Origin of the sequence: Paraburkholderia sp. J11-2 (assembly GCF_905220185.1) — a bacterium.
In the GTDB taxonomy this organism is placed as follows: Bacteria; Pseudomonadota; Gammaproteobacteria; order Burkholderiales; family Burkholderiaceae; genus Paraburkholderia.
This window is the reverse complement of record NZ_CAJMYY010000021.1, coordinates 68,490-85,157: the sequence shown is the minus strand read 5'-3', so window position 1 is coordinate 85,157 and position 16,668 is coordinate 68,490. Positions and strand designations below refer to the sequence as shown.

17 protein-coding genes are annotated in these 16,668 nt (G+C 66.1%); 7 read left to right on the top strand and 10 right to left on the bottom strand.

What is annotated here, in order from left to right; all coding sequences use genetic code 11:
- Window positions 1-33 precede the first annotated feature (33 nt).
- From mnmH to upp, 10 genes are all read right to left on the bottom strand, one after another.
- Window positions 34-1,134 carry a tRNA 2-selenouridine(34) synthase MnmH gene (gene mnmH / locus U5A57_RS27110; RefSeq protein WP_321914704.1) on the bottom strand — a complete coding sequence of 367 codons (1,101 nt, stop codon included), beginning with the start codon at window positions 1,132-1,134 and terminating at the stop codon, window positions 34-36.
- 33 nt (window positions 1,135-1,167) lie between these two features.
- On the bottom strand, window positions 1,168-2,637 hold the full coding sequence (gene rng, locus U5A57_RS27105; RefSeq protein WP_321914703.1) for a ribonuclease G: 1,470 nt from the start codon (window positions 2,635-2,637) through the stop codon (window positions 1,168-1,170).
- An 8-nt stretch (window positions 2,638-2,645) separates the two neighbouring features.
- Window positions 2,646-3,269 (bottom strand): Maf family protein, encoded by a 624-nt coding sequence (locus tag U5A57_RS27100; protein ID WP_321914701.1) that lies wholly within the window; start codon window positions 3,267-3,269, stop codon window positions 2,646-2,648.
- A gap of 145 nt (window positions 3,270-3,414) precedes the next feature.
- Complete coding sequence (gene rlmH / locus U5A57_RS27095) at window positions 3,415-3,885, bottom strand: 23S rRNA (pseudouridine(1915)-N(3))-methyltransferase RlmH (RefSeq protein WP_321914700.1); 471 nt, start codon at window positions 3,883-3,885, stop codon at window positions 3,415-3,417.
- Between the two features lie 36 nt (window positions 3,886-3,921).
- A complete protein-coding gene (gene rsfS, locus U5A57_RS27090) occupies window positions 3,922-4,389 on the bottom strand; it encodes a ribosome silencing factor (RefSeq protein ID WP_321914699.1) in 468 nt (155 codons plus the stop codon).
- Window positions 4,390-4,391: 2 nt separating this feature from the next.
- A complete protein-coding gene (locus U5A57_RS27085) occupies window positions 4,392-5,108 on the bottom strand; it encodes a nicotinate-nucleotide adenylyltransferase (protein ID WP_321914698.1) in 717 nt (238 codons plus the stop codon).
- 4 nt (window positions 5,109-5,112) lie between these two features.
- Window positions 5,113-6,048 (bottom strand): oxygen-dependent coproporphyrinogen oxidase, encoded by a 936-nt coding sequence (hemF, locus tag U5A57_RS27080; RefSeq protein WP_321914697.1) that lies wholly within the window; start codon window positions 6,046-6,048, stop codon window positions 5,113-5,115.
- A 339-nt stretch (window positions 6,049-6,387) separates the two neighbouring features.
- Window positions 6,388-7,662 carry a phosphoribosylamine--glycine ligase gene (purD, locus tag U5A57_RS27075; RefSeq protein ID WP_321914696.1) on the bottom strand — a complete coding sequence of 425 codons (1,275 nt, stop codon included), beginning with the start codon at window positions 7,660-7,662 and terminating at the stop codon, window positions 6,388-6,390.
- A gap of 135 nt (window positions 7,663-7,797) precedes the next feature.
- Window positions 7,798-8,526, bottom strand: coding sequence for a YebC/PmpR family DNA-binding transcriptional regulator (locus U5A57_RS27070; RefSeq protein ID WP_112174299.1), 729 nt, complete (start codon window positions 8,524-8,526; stop codon window positions 7,798-7,800).
- A gap of 387 nt (window positions 8,527-8,913) precedes the next feature.
- Window positions 8,914-9,564: a uracil phosphoribosyltransferase gene (gene upp, locus U5A57_RS27065; protein ID WP_158757360.1), complete on the bottom strand. Its 651-nt coding sequence runs from the start codon at window positions 9,562-9,564 to the stop codon at window positions 8,914-8,916.
- Window positions 9,565-9,938: 374 nt separating this feature from the next.
- On the opposite strand from upp, the gene U5A57_RS27060 reads away from it, so the two are divergent.
- From U5A57_RS27060 to kdpB, 7 genes are all read left to right on the top strand, one after another.
- Window positions 9,939-10,718: an SDR family oxidoreductase gene (locus U5A57_RS27060; RefSeq protein WP_321914695.1), complete on the top strand. Its 780-nt coding sequence runs from the start codon at window positions 9,939-9,941 to the stop codon at window positions 10,716-10,718.
- Between the two features lie 95 nt (window positions 10,719-10,813).
- Window positions 10,814-11,203 carry a methylglyoxal synthase gene (locus U5A57_RS27055; protein ID WP_321914694.1) on the top strand — a complete coding sequence of 130 codons (390 nt, stop codon included), beginning with the start codon at window positions 10,814-10,816 and terminating at the stop codon, window positions 11,201-11,203.
- A 90-nt stretch (window positions 11,204-11,293) separates the two neighbouring features.
- Window positions 11,294-12,268, top strand: coding sequence for a quinone oxidoreductase (locus U5A57_RS27050; protein ID WP_321914693.1), 975 nt, complete (start codon window positions 11,294-11,296; stop codon window positions 12,266-12,268).
- Between the two features lie 263 nt (window positions 12,269-12,531).
- On the top strand, window positions 12,532-12,654 hold the full coding sequence (locus U5A57_RS27045) for a potassium ABC transporter ATPase (protein WP_069265305.1): 123 nt from the start codon (window positions 12,532-12,534) through the stop codon (window positions 12,652-12,654).
- Window positions 12,651-12,743, top strand: a complete 93-nt coding sequence (kdpF, locus tag U5A57_RS27040; RefSeq protein ID WP_027819619.1) for a K(+)-transporting ATPase subunit F — start codon at window positions 12,651-12,653, stop codon at window positions 12,741-12,743. The genes U5A57_RS27045 and kdpF overlap by 4 nt, the downstream gene beginning before the upstream one ends.
- Window positions 12,740-14,545 carry a potassium-transporting ATPase subunit KdpA gene (gene kdpA / locus U5A57_RS27035; protein ID WP_321914692.1) on the top strand — a complete coding sequence of 602 codons (1,806 nt, stop codon included), beginning with the start codon at window positions 12,740-12,742 and terminating at the stop codon, window positions 14,543-14,545. The genes kdpF and kdpA overlap by 4 nt, the downstream gene beginning before the upstream one ends.
- A 32-nt stretch (window positions 14,546-14,577) precedes the next feature.
- Entirely contained in the window at window positions 14,578-16,662 is a 2,085-nt protein-coding gene (kdpB, locus tag U5A57_RS27030) for a potassium-transporting ATPase subunit KdpB (protein WP_321914691.1), read from the top strand.
- The last annotated feature ends 6 nt before the right edge of the window (window positions 16,663-16,668 follow it).

Below are 16,668 nucleotides of genomic sequence, written 5' to 3'. Positions count from 1 at the left end.
TTATTGTGAAGCGCGCGAAGGGAAGGGGATACGTCAAACGGCGCGAGGCGCTTCGGCTTCGCTGCCCGCGGGTTCTGCCGCGTATGACGTTTCCTCGAGTTGTGCGAGCAGCGTGCGGGCTTGAGCGAGCGTGTCGCCCTTCATCGGCTGGAATGCGAAGTGCAGCGATTTCTCGAGCCTCGCGAAGTGGCGCCGCGTGCTGCGCGTGTAGGCGGGATCGTAGTGCTGACCGACCAGCGCCTCGTAAAGCTCGGCCCTGCGATTTTCGTCGAGCAGCTTGCACCACGATTCGATGCGCTCGCGCCCATGCAGCGGCGTGAGCTTGTTCAGTTGCTCCTGGAAATACGCGCGCTCGTCGAACAGGTGTCCGTACTCCTCGAGCAGCAAGTCGATCCGCTCCTCGCGCGCCACATCGAGTACGACACAGGGCGCGGCGTGCAAACGGTCCACGAGCGCGGGCGGCAGCGTGATGGCGCCGATGCGCCGGCTCTCCGCCTCGACGAACACGGGGCGCGTGGCGTCGAAGGCGCGCAGCGTCTGGACGAGTGCCGTGTCGAACGACTTCTGCGAGGGCTGCGCTCGCGTGGGCAGCGCGCCCAGCAGCGAACCGCGATGCGCGGCAAGCGCTTCGAGATCGAGCATCTGCGCGTTGGCTTGTCCCAGCGCCATTAACAGGCGCGTCTTGCCGCTGCCGGTCGGACCGGCCAGCACGATATAGCGAAACGCTCCGGGCAACGTGCCGAGCGCCTCCACGACCGTGTGCCGGTACGCCTTGTAGCCCCCCTCGAGCTGACGCGCGCGCCAGCCGATCATGTTGAACCACGCTGTCATCGATCCGGAACGCTTGCCGCCGCGCCAGCAGTAGATGAGCGGACGCCAGTTGCGTGGACGGTCGGCGAACAGCGTATCGAGATGCATGGCGATGTTGCGCGCCACCATGGCGGCGCCCACGCGCGTTGCCTCGAACGGCGACTCCTTGTACATCGTCCCGACGATCACGCGCTCCTCGTTGCTGAGCACGGGCGCGTTGATCGCGCCGGGAACGTGGTCCTCGGCAAATTCGAGCGGCGTCCGTACGTCGACGATCTCGTCGAATTCGCCAATCTGTTCGATGGTGACGCGCTGGTGGTTCAACTGCGGTGCTCCGGTGATGCCTGCAACGTCGCGCTACATGAGCACGATGTCGTACTGTTCCTGACTCAAATTCGACTCCACCTGCAGCGAAACCGGCTTGCCGATGAAGTCGATCAACATCGCGAGATGCTGCGACTCTTCCTCGAGAAAGAGGTCGATGACCTGCTGTGAAGCGACCACGCGAAACTCGCGCGGGTTGAACTGCCGCGACTCGCGCAGAATCTCGCGCAGCACGTCGTAGCAAACCGTGCGCGCGGTCTTCACTTGCCCCTTGCCGAGACAAGTCGGGCACGGCTCGCACAGCACATGCGCAAGCGATTCGCGCGTGCGCTTGCGTGTCATCTCCACGAGCCCCAGTTGCGAGAAGCCGTTTACGGTCACGCGCGTGCGGTCGCGCGAGAGCGCCTTCTTCAGTTCGCCGAGCACCTGGTCGCGATGTTCGACATTTTCCATGTCGATGAAGTCGATGATGATGACGCCGCCCAGATTGCGCAGACGCAATTGCCGCGCGATCGTATGCGCCGCTTCGAGATTCGTCTTGAAGATCGTGTCGTCGAAGTTGCGCGCGCCCACATAGCCGCCCGTATTCACGTCGATGGTCGTCATCGCCTCGGTCTGGTCGATCACGAGGTAACCGCCCGACTTGAGGTCCACGCGGCGCGAGAGCGCGCGCTGGATTTCGGCCTCGATGTTGTAGAGGTCGAAGAGCGGCCGCTCGCCCGAGTAGTGATGCAGCTTCGGCAGCACGGCGGGCGTGAATTCGGTGGCGAACTCCGTGAGCCTCTGGAACGTTTCGCGCGAATCGACCTGAATGCGCGAGGTCTCGTCGTTCACGAAGTCGCGCAGCACGCGCTGCGAGAGATTCAGGTCCTGATAGAGCAGGCTCGTGGCGGGCAAGCGCTGCGCCTGCGCGAGTATCGTCGCCCACGTCTTGCGCAGATACGCGACGTCTGCTGCGAGTTCTTCGCTCGTGGCGTCTTCGGCGATCGTGCGCACGATATAGCCGCCTTTTTCATCGGCGGGCAGCACGGCCGTGAGGCGCGCGCGCACCGCTTCGCGCTCGGCCTCGCTCTCGATCTTCTGCGAGATGCCGATGTGCGGCTCCTGCGGCAAATAGACCAGCGTGCGGCCCGCAATGCTCACCTGCGTGGAAAGCCGCGCGCCCTTCGTGCCGATCGGATCCTTCACGACCTGCACCATCAGCGTTTGCCCTTCGAACACGGTCTTTTCGATCGGCTGATGATGGATGGGCGCATGCGCTTCGCCGGCAATGCGCGGATGCCAGATGTCGGCCACATGAAGGAAGGCGGCACGCTCGAGACCGATGTCGATGAACGCGGACTGCATGCCCGGCAGCACGCGCACGACCTTGCCGAGATAGACGTTGCCGACGCGCCCGCGCGACAGCGTGCGCTCGACGTGAAGCTCCTGTACTGCGCCTTGCTGGACCAATGCGACGCGCGTCTCCTGGGGCGTGACGTTGATCAGGATTTCTTCGTTCATGATTTGTTCTAGAAGTCGATGCCCGCGGCGCGCAGGAGGGCGGCCGTTTCGAATAGTGGCAAACCCATGATACCCGAATAGGACCCGTCGATTCGCTCGACGAATTCCGCGGCGCGGCCCTGGATGCCGTACGCGCCGGCCTTGCCGAACGGCTCGCCGCTCGCCACGTAACGCGCGATCGCAGCGGGCAGCGCAGCCGCGAAGCGCACATGCGAACGCGAGACCGCGACCGGCAGGCACACGCCTTCGGCGTTCACCACGGCCACCGCCGTGAGCACTTCGTGCTCGCGGCCGGCCAGGCGTTCGAGCATCGCATAGGCATCGGCGGCGTCGTGCGGCTTGCCGAGAATATGGCCGTCGATGGAGACCGTGGTGTCGGCGGTGAGAATCGGCGCATGCTTGTGCGCGCCCGCGACGAGGCGCGCGCGGGCGGCGTCTGCCTTCGCGGCGCACACGCGCTCGACATAGACGGCGGCTTGTTCGCCGGGCAGCGCGGTTTCGAGCGCTTCGGCGTCTTCGTCGGGACGCGGCAGCAGCAACTCGAAGCGCACGCCGAGCTGCTGCAGCAGTTCCTGGCGGCGCGGGCTTTGCGAGGCGAGATAGACGAACGGATAGGGCGCGTTGGTGGGCATCGGAGCGTCTTTGTCGTTACGGACTTCGGGTTGACGTGCGCGCCTGCTTTCCGGGGCTTGAGCGGGGCTCAATGGGCCATTGGCGGGCCAAAAGCGGGCCGCAGGCGCACGACCAAAAGCGGCGCGGGCGCGCTTTACACCTGCATCACACGCGATGATAGGGGTGATTCTGCGTGATGGTCCACGCGCGGTAAAGCTGCTCGGCGAGCAGCACGCGCACCATCGCATGCGGCAGTGTGAGGGACGAGAGGCGCAGGAGCGTGTCGGCGCGCGACTTGAGCTCGGGATCGAGCCCGTCCGCGCCGCCGATCAGGAACGCCACGTCGCGGCCGTCCTGCTGCCAGAGCGGCAGCGCCTTCGCGAGCTGCATCGTGGTCCAGTCCTTGCCGCGTTCGTCGAGCGCGACGATGCGCGCATTCTTGGGCAGCGCAGCTTCGATGCGCACGCGCTCGGCTGCCATGACGCTCTCGGCGGAGCGGCCCGACGAACGCTGCTCGGGCTTCACCTCGCGCAGCTCGATGCGCAGCTCCGGCGGCATGCGCTTCGTATATTCCTCGAAGCCCTCGGCGATCCAGTCCGGCATCTTGTGGCCGACGGCGACGATATGCAGTTTCATCGTGCGTGACGATTATCGTTCGTAAGCGCGCTGCGCTTACTTCGCGGTCTTACGCGCTGCAGTCTTGCGCGCGGGCTTCTTCACGGCCGGCGCGGCTTCCTCGTCTTCGTCCTCGTCGTCCATCGGCTCGCTTGCGCGTGCGCCCACGAAGCCCGTGTTGGTCGCGAGCTTCACGCGCACCGGCTTGTCGCCCCAGATTTCCTCGAGGTTGTAGTACTGGCGCAGCGCGGGCTGGAGGATGTGGACGACCGCGTCGCCGCAATCCACGAGCACCCATTCGCCGATGTCCTCGCCTTCGGTGCTCACGATGTCGCCGCCGGCTTCCTTGACCTTCTCGCGCACGCTGTTGGCGAGCGCCTTGGTCTGGCGGTTCGAGGTGCCGCTCGCGACGACCACGCGGTCGAACAGCTCAGTCAGATGGCTCGTGTTGAAGACGCGAATGTCTTGTGCCTTGACGTCTTCGAGACCGTCGACGATGGCGCGTTGAAGTTTGCGGATGTCCATAGTTACTCGTGTTGCAGATAGAGATGATGTTGAAGGATATAGTCCCACACGGCTGCGGGAAGCTTGTCGGCGGCGGTGCCGCGACGTTGCCCGCTCGCCACGCAGGCCGGCAGGTCGCGCCGGATTTCGGTCGCCGAAACGTCGAGCGCGAGCGTGTCGTCGACCAGCAAGTGGCCATGCGGCGTTGCCGCAAGCGCGGCGGCGCCCGCGCGGCGCGCGGCGGCCTCGCGCGCGACCTCGGGCGGCAGCGCCGCGAAGTCGAAGCCCGGACGGCTCGCCACGCCCAGATGCGCAAGCGCGAAAAGCTCGCGCCATTCGTGCCAGGAATCAAGGTGCAGCAGTTGATCGGCGCCCATTAGCAGCGTGAGCGCGGCGGCGCCGTTGCTTTCGCTTTTTGCGCGCCAGCGGCGCAGCGTTTCGACCGTGTAGGTCGGACCGTTGTGCTCGATTTCGTCGGCGTCCACCGTCACCGTGACGCCCGGCAACGCGAGCGACGCGGCTGCGGCGCGCGTCATGGCGAGCCGATGCTGCGCCGCGGTCACGCCCGGCTTTTGCCACGGCTGGCCGGCCGGCAGCAGGATCAGCTCGTTCAGGCCCAGCACGCGCGCAAAATGGCGCGCGAGCGCGAGGTGGCCCTCGTGGATCGGATCGAAGGTGCCGCCGAGCAGCCCGACGCGCCTCTCGAGTGCGTTGGGCGGGACGGTGAAAGCTTGCGTCACGGCGTCAGACCCAGTCGCGCACGGGCAGGAAGTCGCTGTAGAGGCGCGCTTCCGGCGTGCCGGGCAGCGGCTGCCAGTCGTAGCGCCAGGTGGCGCCCGGCGGCATCGACATCAGGATCGACTCCGTGCGGCCGCCGCTTTGCAGGCCGAAATGCGTGCCGCGGTCCCAGACCAGATTGAATTCGACGTAGCGCCCGCGCCGGTACGCCTGGAATTCGCGCTCGGCTTCGCCGTAGGGCGTGGCGCGCCGTTTTTCGATGATTGGCAGATACGCCTTCAGGAAGCCATCGCCGACGCTGCGCAGCATTGCGAACGCCTCGTCGAAGCCGCCCGTGGCGTAGTCGTCGAAGAAAATGCCGCCCACGCCGCGCGCTTCGTTGCGGTGCTTCAGGAAGAAGTAGTCGTCGCACCAGCGCTTGAAGCGCGGGTAGAGGTCCGCGCCATAGGGCGCGAGCGCGTCGCGGCACACGCGGTGGAAGTGCTGCGCGTCTTCCTCGAAGCCGTAGTAGGGCGTGAGATCCATGCCGCCGCCGAACCAGAACACCGGCGCCTCGCCTGCCTTGGTGGCGAGCAGCATGCGCACGTTCATGTGCACCGTCGGGCAATACGGATTGCGCGGATGCAGCACGAGCGAAACACCCATCGCCTCGAAGCCGCGGCCGTTGAGTTCGGGTCGCGCTGCCGTGGCCGACGGCGGCAGGGCGTCGCCGGAAACGTCGGAAAAGCCGATACCCCCACGCTCGAAGAACTGGCCGCCTTCGATGATGCGCGTGCAACCGCCGCCACGCAGCTTTTCGCCGGGCCCGCGCTGCCAGTTGTCCGTGGCGAACGGCGTGCCGTCGAAGGCGCCGAGCGTGTCGGCGATCTGCGTCTGCAGGCTGGCCAGCCAGGCGCGGACGGCGGCACTGTCGGGGGAGGCGCTGTTAGGGGAATCGGTCATCGATCAAATGGGGACGGCAGCGTGCGGACGCTGGAATCGGGTTATTCGTTGGGCTATTCGTCGGTTTTTCGGATAAACCGCCCTGGGCGGCCTGACAGCGGCAGTGTAGCGCCGATTGGCGCGACGTCCGGCGCCAACGGCGCCCGCGTGGGCTGCGTGCTAAGCACGCTCAGGCTGCTGCGCTGGTTTGCTCGCGTTGGACAACTTTAGGGCGAGCGTAAGCGGGTAGACGAAAAAACCGTGGCGCGGTGACTGCGGCGCGCAGCCAGGCGGCTGCATACGGCCATTCGTTTCATTTGGGGCCGCATTCATGCTCGCGGCCCCAGGCAAGCGCTGTGCTTACTGCTTGCGCCCCGCGGCGCGATAGCCGATGTCGTTGCGATACTGCATGCCGTCGAACGAGATGCGGTTCACGGTCTCGTATGCCACGTTCTGCGCGCTGCGCACCGAATCGGCGAGACCGACCACGCACAGCACGCGGCCGCCCGAGGTCACGAGCTTGCCGTCCACCATCTGCGTGCCCGCGTGGAACGTGACCGAATCGGCGGTCTCGGCCGGGATGTCGCTGATGCGGTCGCCCTTGCGCGGCGTGTCCGGATAGTTGTGCGCGGCGAGCACGACGCCCAGCGCCGTGCGGCGGTCCCATTCGAGCTCGACCTGGTTGAGCGTGCCGGCAATGGCGTGCTCCACGACCTTCGAGAAGTCGCCCTTCAGGCGCGCCATGATCGGCTGCGTTTCGGGGTCGCCCATGCGGCAGTTGAACTCGAGCGTCTTCGGGTTGCCCTGCGCGTCGATCATGAGGCCGGCGTAGAGGAAGCCCGTGTAGCGGATGCCTTCCTTCTCCATGCCCGCCACGGTCGGCAGGATGATTTCGCGCATCACGCGCGCGTGCAGCTGCGGCGTGACGATGGGCGCGGGCGAGTAGGCGCCCATGCCGCCCGTGTTCGGGCCCTGGTCGCCGTCCTGCAGGCGCTTGTGGTCCTGGCTCGAGGCGAGCGCGAGCACGTGCTTGCCGTCCACCATGACGATGAAGCTCGCTTCTTCGCCTGCCAGGAACTCTTCGATCACCACGCGCGCGCCGGCGTCGCCGAGCTTGTTGTCGGCGAGCATCATGTCGATGGCCTGATGCGCTTCTTCCAGCGACATCGCCACGACCACGCCCTTGCCGGCAGCGAGGCCGTCGGCCTTGATGACGATGGGCGCGCCGTTTTTCTCGACGTAGGCGTGCGCGGCTGTCGCGTCGGAGAACGTCTCGTACGCGGCGGTCGGGATGTTGTGGCGCTTCATGAACGCCTTGGCGAAGTCCTTCGAGCTTTCGAGCTGCGCGGCTTCCTTCGACGGGCCGAACACCTTCAGGCCGCGCTGGCGGAACACGTTGACGATGCCCGCGGCGAGCGGCGCTTCCGGACCGACCACGGTGAGGGCGACGCCTTCGCGCTCGGCAAAATCGGCGAGCTCGTGGATGTCCGTGATGTCGACGTTGGCGAGCCGCTCGTCCTGCGCGGTGCCGCCGTTACCGGGTGCGACGTAGACGAGCTGCACGCGCGGCGCCTGCGCGAGCTTCCACGCCAGCGCATGTTCGCGGCCGCCAGAACCGACGACGAGTAACTTCATGAGAATCCCCGAAAGACCAAGACCAGAAACAGTTGCGGCCGGCGCACAGTGCGCCGGCCGTGAAAATCGCTTGCAGGAGGCGGGGCGTGAGCAGAGCCTAAGCGGCGCCCATGCGCGGCCTCCCGGGCCGACGCCTTATTCCTCGGCGATCGACGCGTTGGTGTACACGTCCTGGACATCGTCCAGGTTTTCGAGGGCGTCGAGCAGCTTTTGCATCTTCACGGCGTCGTCGCCCGTGAATTCGACCTCGTTTTGCGGCTTCATGGTGACTTCGGCCATTTCCGCCTTGAAGCCCGCGGCTTCGAGCGCGGTCTTGACCTTCGTGAAGTCGAACGGCGGGCAGACCACTTCGATCGATCCGTCTTCGTTCGTCACGACGTCGTCGGCGCCGGCTTCGAGCGCGGCGTTCATGAGTTCGTCCTCGGGCGTGCCCGGCGCGAACACGAACTGGCCGACGTGATCGAACATGAACGCAACGGAGCCGTCCGTGCCCATGTTGCCGCCGAACTTCGAGAACGCGTGGCGCACTTCCGCGACCGTGCGGGTGCGGTTGTCGGTCATCGTGTCGACGATGACGGCCGCGCCGCCGATGCCGTAGCCTTCGTAGCGGATTTCCTCGTAGTTCGCGCCGTCGACGCCGCCCACGCCGCGCTGGATGGCGCGGTTGATGTTGTCCTTGGGCATGTTGGCGTCGTACGCCTTGTCGACGGCCAGACGCAGGCGCGGGTTCGTGTCGGCGTCGCCGCCGCCCATGCGCGCCGCGACCTGGATTTCCTTGATGAGCCGCGTCCAGACCTTGCCGCGCTTCGCGTCAGCAGCAGCCTTCTTGTGCTTGATGTTGGCCCATTTCGAATGACCCGCCATACCTTTCTCCGTCTCACGCGCCGTGCGCGTGCAGTGTGCAATGTGCTGTTGTCGCTGCGATGTTCCCGGGCGCGGTCTTCGTGCGTCGTTCGCGCGGCGCGCGTGATGCTTCGCGCGCCTCTCGCCTCTCTCGCACTTCTCGCGTAAAGCCTGTGCGGCAAGATGTGCCGGCAGGACGGGACGCAGCGCCCGTTCAGGTGGATCTGAATTTTATCACGCCGGGACCGTCCGGCTTCGCCTGCCTACGTGACGGGGCGTCAGGCGATGGCAGGTTGCGCCGGCCGCGCAGGGTACATAGGGGGCGGGATCGGGATGTCCGCAGAAGGCAGGGAGGGGGTGAGGGCGGCCAGTCCCGCCGGCCGCCCCGATGCAACGGTGGTGCCGGTCTTAGTTCTTCGTGCCGAACAGCCGGTCGCCTGCGTCGCCGAGGCCCGGAATGATGTAGGCGTGCTCGTTCAGATGCGAGTCGAGCGAAGCCACGTAGAGTTTTACGTCCGGGTGCGCCTTCTGGAACACGTCCACGCCCTCGGGCGCGGCCACCAGTGCAAGGAACAGGATGCGCTCGCCGGGCACGCCGCGGCGCTTGAGCACGTCGATCGCGTGCGCCGCCGAGTAGCCGGTCGCGACCATCGGATCGCACAGGATGAAGGTGCGGTCCTCGAGGTCCGGCAGGCGCACGAGGTATTCGACCGGGCGATGGTCGTCGGCGCGATACACGCCGATATGGCCGACGCGCGCGGAGGGCACCAGCTCGAGCAGGCCGTCGGACATGCCCACGCCCGCACGCAGCACCGGCACGATGGCGAGCTTCTTGCCCGCAATCACGGGCGCGTCGACTTCGACGAGCGGCGTCTTCACGCGGCGCGACGCGACGGGCAGGTCGCGCGTGATTTCATAGCCCATCAGCAGCGTGATCTCGCGCAGCAACTCGCGGAACGTGCGCGTGGACGTGTCCTTGTCGCGCATATGCGTGAGCTTGTGCTGGATCAGCGGGTGATCGAGGATGAAGAGATTCGGGAAACGGCTGTCCTGTTTCATGGCGGGGCGCACAAGGCTGCAAGGGAATCGGGGAATCGGTCGTGCCGCTGCCGCGCGAGCCCGGCGCTGCGCGCCCGGGCTGTACGGTTGCGGCGAGCACGGCCCGCCGCGCGCGGCAAGCGCTCGTGGCTTGCGAAGGCGCCGGGCCGCGCTACAGCCGCAAGTATACGGTAAGCACGCGCGTACCGGCGCGCGCATGGCGCGTTGCGACGCCACTTCGCGCACGGCTGACGGGCTTCGCCGCCATCGGCCTTCCACGCGCCGCGCCCGATTCTTCTAGAATCCCAAAAAGGTCGCGGGGCGGGGCGGCGCAAGGTCTGGCCGTGTCCGCCCTGTCACAGGACGGTCATCCACGCAAAAAGGACACGAAAACAATGGACATGGGCATCGCAGGACGCAACGCACTGGTGTGCGCGGCCAGCAAGGGACTGGGGCGCGGCTGCGCCGAGGCGCTCGCCGCCGAAGGCGTCAACGTGACGATCGTCGCGCGCACCGCGCAGACGCTGGAGGAAACCGCCGCGCATATCCGCAAGAGCACGGGCGTGGACGTGAAGGCCGTGGCTTGCGACATCACCACGGAAGCGGGCCGCGCCGCCGCGCTCGCCGCCTGCCCGTCGCCCGACATTCTCGTGAACAACGCGGGCGGCCCGCCGCCGGGCGACTTCCGCACCTACACGCACGAGGCGTGGATCGCGGCGCTCGAAGCGAACATGCTCACGCCGATCGCGCTGATCCAGTCCACTATCGACGCCATGATCGCGCGCGGCTTCGGGCGCATCGTCAACATCACGAGCTCCTCGGTGAAGGCGCCGATCGACGTGCTCGGCCTCTCGAACGGCGCGCGCTCGGGCCTGACGGGCTTCGTCGCGGGCGTGGCGCGCCAGGTCGCCGCCACTGGCGTCACGATCAACAACTTGCTGCCCGGCGCATTCGACACCGACCGTATCCATGCCACCATCGTCGCGCAGGCGAAGGCGAGCCATATTTCGGAAGAAGAAGCGCGTGCGCGCCGCATGAAGGCAATTCCGGCCGGACGTTTCGGTACGTCCGACGAATTCGGGCGCGCCTGCGCGTTCCTGTGCAGCGTGCACGCGGGCTATATCACCGGGCAAAACTGGCTGATCGACGGCGGGGCTTATCCGGGCACCTACTGAGTCAGCTTCCGGGCAGCCGCGGCGCCCTCGCGCCGCGTCACCACACGCATTACGACTATCAAGCACGCAACCCATACGTCAAGGAGACCTACGCCATGCCAACCCGCGTCGCACTGATCGCGCACGACCACAAGAAGGACGACATCGTCAAACTCGCGAGCGAGTACGTCGAGACGCTGCGCCACTGCGAGATCATCGCGACCGGCACGACCGGCTCGCGCATCGAGGCCGCGACGGGCATCAACGTCGAGCGCATGCTGTCGGGCCCGCACGGCGGCGACCTGCAGATCGGCGCGCGGCTTGCGGAAGGCAACGTCGACATCGTGATTTTCCTGCGCGACCCGATGACGCCGCAGCCGCACGAACCCGACATCAACGCGCTCGTGCGCGCGTGCGACGTGCACGACGTGCCGTGCGCGACGAATATCTCGACGGCGCGCATGCTCCTCGACGTGCTCACGCTGCGCCAGAAAAACGCGGCCTGATTTGTGGTCTGATTCGCGGTCCGACCCGCGCGGGCGCGACGCGCCATGCAGGTGGAAAACAGCTAGCCAGGACAACACCAAGGAGACGTGATGACCAAGGCAATCCGATACGACAAAGCCGGCGGCCCCGAAGTAATGAAGTGGGTGGACGTCGACGTGGGCGAGCCGGGCGAGGGCGAGGTGCGTTTGCGCCAGAGCGCGTGCGGCCTCAATTACATCGACGTGTATTTCCGCACCGGGCTTTATCCGCAGCCGCTGCCGGCCGGCCTCGGCATGGAGGCGGCCGGCGAGGTGACGGCGGTGGGACAAGGCGTGAGCGCGCTGAAGGTGGGCGACCGCGTGGCGTACGTCGCGCGCCCGCCCGGCGCCTACGCTCAGGAGCGCGTGCTGCGCGCCGACCAGGTGATCAAGCTGCCCGACGCGATCAGCGATGAAGCGGCGGCCTCGATCATGCTCCAGGGCCTCACGGCGCAATACCTGCTGCGCCGCACGTATCGCGTGAAGGCCGGCGACACCATCCTCATCCAGGCGGCGGCGGGCGGCGTGGGTCTGCTCGTGTGCCAGTGGGCGAAGGCGCTGGGTGCGACCGTGATCGGCACCGTGGGCTCGGACGAAAAGGCCGAGATCGCGAAGGCGCACGGCTGCGACCATCCGATTGTCTACACGCGCGAAGACTTCACGGCACGCGTGCGCGAGATCACGAACGGCGCGGGCGTGCCCGTGGTGTACGACTCGATCGGCAAGGATACCTACACGAAATCGCTCGATTGCCTCGCGCCGCTCGGCTTGTTCGTGAGCTTCGGCAATGCGTCGGGCCCGCTGCCGCCGATCGATTCGTCGGAGTTTGCGGGGCGCGGCTCGTTGTTCTTCACGCGCCCGACGCTCTTCACGTATATCGCGAAGCGCGCCGACTACGAAGCGATGTCCGCCGAACTGTTCGACGTGGTCGCTTCGGGCAAGGTCAAGACGTCGATCAACCAGCGCTATGCGCTCAAGGACGTCGGCCAGGCACACGCCGATCTCGAAGCGCGCAAGACTACGGGGTCGACTGTCCTGATCCCGTGACGTAAAAATTGATGCACTGTTGCGTCGCTTGGCGCGAGCCATCGGCGCCCGCGTATTGACTCGACCATTTACGTTCCTTTTCGCTTCTTTACGCCGTCACCACGACCCAAAAGGCGCGCAACGCCCATGTTGCGCGCCTTTTTTCTTTCCGCGCCCCCCGCGTTTACGCGTTTTTTATACGCGCGCCAAAACCTTTGATCCGGATTTAATGCCGTAGCGGGTAACTTTCAGCCATCCGTCATCCGCGAATGGAGAACACGACAATGGATGTGCTGTATATCGGGGGGCTGGTGGTTTTCGCCGCGCTCACATACGCGTTGATCGCGGGCTGCGAGAAGCTGATGCAGTACCGCCGCGATCAAGGTGCGAAGGGGGTGCGCCCATGACCTGGATCTTCTGGCTATCGGGGGCGGCAACGCTGTTGCTGTTCGTTTATCTCGTCCATGCGCTGCTGCGCGCGGAGGATATCGAATGAACGGCAACACTCTGCTCCAGGCGGGGCTTTTCATCGTCATCCTCCTCGCGCTCGCGGTGCCTGTCTCGGGCTACATGACGCGCGTGCTCGACGGGCGCTCGCGCGTCGTGCGCCTGTTCGCGCCACTCGAAAACCTGCTCTATCGCGTAGCCGGCGTCGACCCGCAGTCCGAGATGAACTGGAAGCGTTATGCACTCGCCACCATCTCGTTCAACGTGCTCGGCGTGGGCTTTCTTTATGTGCTGCTGCGCATTCAGGGCTGGCTGCCTGGCAACCCGCAGCAGTTCGGCCCGATGACGGTGGACGGCGCGTTCAACACGGCGGTGAGCTTCGTCACCAACACCAACTGGCAGGACTACACGCCCGAGCAAACGGTGAGCTATCTCACGCAGATGCTCGGCCTCACCGTGCAGAACTTCCTTTCGGCGGCTACCGGCATCGTGGTCGTGATCGCGCTGATTCGCGGCTTTGCCCGCCACTCGGTGCAGACCATCGGCAACTTCTGGGTCGACCTCACGCGCACGACGCTCTACATCCTCGTGCCGATGGCGGCGATCATCGCCGCGCTCCTGATGAGCCAGGGCATGATCCAGAATTTCAAGGCGTATCAGGACGTGCCGGTGCTGCAAACCACGACCTACGCCGCGCCGAAGCTCGACGCCCAGGGCAACCCCGTGAAGGACGCGAAGGGCAATCCTGAAACGGTCGACACGAAGGTCACGTCGCAAACGCTCGCCATGGGCCCGGTCGCCTCGCAGGTCGCGATCAAGATGCTCGGCACCAATGGCGGCGGCTTCTTCAATGCGAACTCGGCGCATCCGTACGAGAACCCCACGCCGGTCTCGAACCTCATCGAAATGTTGGCGATCCTGATCATTCCGGCCGCACTGTGTCTCGTGTTCGGCAACGTGGTCGGCGACCGCAGGCAGGGTGTGGCCGTGCTCGCGGTGATGACGGTCGCGTTCGCCGTGGCCGTGGGCGGCGTGTTGTCCGCCGAGCAGGCGGGCAATCCGATGTTCACGTCGCTCAACGTCGACCAGCACGCCAGCGCGCTGCAGGCGGGCGGCAACATGGAAGGCAAGGAAACGCGCTTTGGCATCGCGCAAACGGGCATCTTCGTCGTCGCCACCACGGCGGCCTCGTGCGGCGCCGTGAACGCGGCGCACGACTCGCTCACGCCGCTCGGCGGCCTCGTCCCGATGCTCTTCATCCAGCTCGGCGAGGTGATCTTCGGCGGTGTCGGTTCGGGTCTCTACGGCATGCTCGTGTTCGCGCTGCTCGCGGTGTTCGTGGCGGGGCTCATGATCGGCCGCACGCCGGAATACGTCGGCAAGAAGATCGAGTCGTTCGAGATGAAGATGGTGTCGATCGTCGTGCTGCTCACACCGTTGCTCGTGCTGCTCGGCACCTCGATCGCCGTGCTCTCGGACGCGGGCAAGGCCGGTATCGCCAATCCTGGTGCGCATGGCTTCTCCGAGATCCTGTATGCGTTCAGCTCGGCAGCCAACAACAACGGCAGCGCGTTCGCCGGCTTGACCGTGAACACGCCGTTTTACAACTGGCTGCTCGCCATTGCGATGTGGTTCGGCCGCTTCGGCACGATCATCCCGGTGCTCGCCATCGCGGGGTCGCTGGCGAGCAAGAAGCGCATTGCGGTGACGGGCGGCACGCTGCCCACGCATGGCCCGCTCTTCGTCGTGCTGCTGCTCGGCACGGTGCTGCTGGTCGGCGCGCTCACCTATGTGCCCGCGCTCGCGCTCGGTCCCGGCGTCGAGCATCTGATCATGATGGGCGTGCATTGAACGGGGGCCTTCGCAACATGAGCGAAACGAAAATGAATCAGCATAGTGCAACTCGGTCCATGTTCGATCCGGCGCTGGTGCGTCCGGCTATCGTGGACTCGTTCCGAAAACTCAACCCGCGCACGCAGTTGCGCAACCCGGTGATGTTCTGCGTGTACGTGGGCAGCGTGCTCACGACGATCCTCTGGATTGCGGCGCTCGTGGGCCAGGCCGAGGCGCCCGCGGGTTTCATCCTCGCGGTCGCGCTGTGGCTGTGGTTCACGGTGCTGTTCGCGAACTTCGCGGAAGCGCTCGCCGAAGGGCGTTCGAAGGCGCAGGCCGCGTCGCTGCGCCAGGCCAAGAAAGACGTCATGGCCAAGAAGCTCAACGAGCCGCATCCGAAGGCGCCGATCCGCATCATGACCGCTTCCGACCTGCGCCGCGGCGACGTGGTGCTGGTCGAGACCGGCGACACGATTCCGGCGGACGGCGAAGTGATCGAAGGCGTGGCCTCGGTGGACGAATCGGCCATTACCGGCGAATCGGCCCCGGTGATCCGCGAGTCGGGCGGCGACTTTTCGTCGGTGACGGGCGGCACGCGCGTGCTCTCCGACTGGATCGTCGTGCGCGTCACGGCGAATCCGGGTGAGGCCTTCCTCGACCGCATGATCGCGATGGTCGAAGGCGCGAAGCGCCAGAAGACGCCTAACGAAATCGCGCTCACGATCCTGCTCGTCGCGCTCTCCATCGTGCTGCTGCTCGCCACCGCGACGCTGCTGCCGTTCTCGATGTTCTCGGTCGAAGCCGCGAAGATGGGCCACGTGGTCACGATCACGGCGCTCGTCGCGCTGCTCGTCTGTCTGATTCCGACGACCATTGGCGGCTTGCTTTCCGCCATCGGCGTGGCCGGCATGAGCCGCATGATGCAGGCCAACGTGATCGCGACTTCGGGCCGCGCGGTGGAGGCCGCTGGCGACGTGGACGTGCTGCTGCTCGACAAGACCGGCACGATCACGCTCGGCAACCGTCAGGCTTCGACGTTCATTCCCGCGCCGGGTGTGAGCGAAGAAGCGCTCGCGGACGCCGCGCAACTGTCGTCGCTCGCCGACGAAACGCCGGAAGGCCGCAGCATCGTCGTGCTCGCGAAGCAGCGCTTCAACATTCGTCAGCGCGACATGCACGCGCTGCACGCCGTGTTCCTCGCCTTCAGCGCACAAACGCGCATGAGCGGCGTGGACATGCCGGGCCGCGAAATCCGCAAGGGCGCCGCCGACGCGGTCAAGAACTACGTCGAAACCCACGGCGGCCGTTTCCCCGGCGAAGTCGACAACGCCGTGGACGACGTGGCGCGTCGTGGCAGCACGCCGCTCGTCGTGGCTGAAATGCATGACGGCGTCGCGCGCGTGCTCGGCGTGATCGAGCTGAAGGACGTGGTGAAGGGCGGCATCAAGGAGCGTTTCGCCGAGCTGCGCAAGATGGGCATCAAGACCGTGATGGTGACGGGCGACAACCGCCTGACCGCCGCCGCGATCGCCGCCGAAGCCGGCGTGGACGACTTCCTCGCGCAGGCCACGCCCGAAACCAAGCTCGCGACGATCCGCGAGCACCAGGCGCAGGGCAAGCTCGTGGCGATGACGGGCGACGGCACGAACGACGCCCCGGCGCTCGCGCAGGCCGACGTGGCCGTGGCGATGAACACGGGCACCCAGGCCGCGAAGGAAGCGGGCAACATGGTCGACCTCGATTCGAACCCGACCAAGCTCATCGAGATCGTCGAGATCGGCAAGCAGATGCTCATGACGCGCGGCTCGCTCACGACGTTCTCGATCGCCAACGACGTCGCGAAGTACTTCGCGATCATCCCGGCGGCGTTCGCTTCGACGTATCCGCAACTGCGCGTGCTCGATGTCATGCACCTCACGTCGCCTTCGTCGGCGATCCTCTCGGCGGTGATCTTCAACGCGCTCATCATCGTGATGCTGATTCCGCTCGCGCTCAAGGGCGTGAAGTACCGGCCGCTCGGCGCGGCGACGCTGTTGCGCCGCAATCTGCTGGTCTACGGCCTCGGCGGCATCCTGCTGCCGTTCCCGTGCATCAAGCTGATCGACATGGCGCTCGCCGCATTCGGCTGGGTTTGAGCCGTC

Bases quoted from the DNA above. Each gene is read 5' to 3' on its own strand.
- rng (WP_321914703.1), bottom strand. From the start codon at position 2,637: ATGAACGAAGAAATCCTGATCAACGTCACGCCCCAGGAGACGCGCGTC.
- U5A57_RS27100 (WP_321914701.1), bottom strand. From the start codon at position 3,269: ATGCCCACCAACGCGCCCTATCCGTTCGTCTATCTCGCCTCGCAAAGC.
- rlmH (WP_321914700.1), bottom strand. From the start codon at position 3,885: ATGAAACTGCATATCGTCGCCGTCGGCCACAAGATGCCGGACTGGATC.
- rsfS (WP_321914699.1), bottom strand. From the start codon at position 4,389: ATGGACATCCGCAAACTTCAACGCGCCATCGTCGACGGTCTCGAAGAC.
- hemF (WP_321914697.1), bottom strand. From the start codon at position 6,048: ATGACCGATTCCCCTAACAGCGCCTCCCCCGACAGTGCCGCCGTCCGC.
- purD (WP_321914696.1), bottom strand. From the start codon at position 7,662: ATGAAGTTACTCGTCGTCGGTTCTGGCGGCCGCGAACATGCGCTGGCG.
- U5A57_RS27070 (WP_112174299.1), bottom strand. From the start codon at position 8,526: ATGGCGGGTCATTCGAAATGGGCCAACATCAAGCACAAGAAGGCTGCT.
- upp (WP_158757360.1), bottom strand. From the start codon at position 9,564: ATGAAACAGGACAGCCGTTTCCCGAATCTCTTCATCCTCGATCACCCG.
- U5A57_RS27060 (WP_321914695.1), top strand. From the start codon at position 9,939: ATGGACATGGGCATCGCAGGACGCAACGCACTGGTGTGCGCGGCCAGC.
- U5A57_RS27055 (WP_321914694.1), top strand. From the start codon at position 10,814: ATGCCAACCCGCGTCGCACTGATCGCGCACGACCACAAGAAGGACGAC.
- U5A57_RS27050 (WP_321914693.1), top strand. From the start codon at position 11,294: ATGACCAAGGCAATCCGATACGACAAAGCCGGCGGCCCCGAAGTAATG.
- U5A57_RS27045 (WP_069265305.1), top strand. From the start codon at position 12,532: ATGGATGTGCTGTATATCGGGGGGCTGGTGGTTTTCGCCGCGCTCACA.
- kdpF (WP_027819619.1), top strand. From the start codon at position 12,651: ATGACCTGGATCTTCTGGCTATCGGGGGCGGCAACGCTGTTGCTGTTC.
- kdpA (WP_321914692.1), top strand. From the start codon at position 12,740: ATGAACGGCAACACTCTGCTCCAGGCGGGGCTTTTCATCGTCATCCTC.
- kdpB (WP_321914691.1), top strand. From the start codon at position 14,578: ATGAATCAGCATAGTGCAACTCGGTCCATGTTCGATCCGGCGCTGGTG.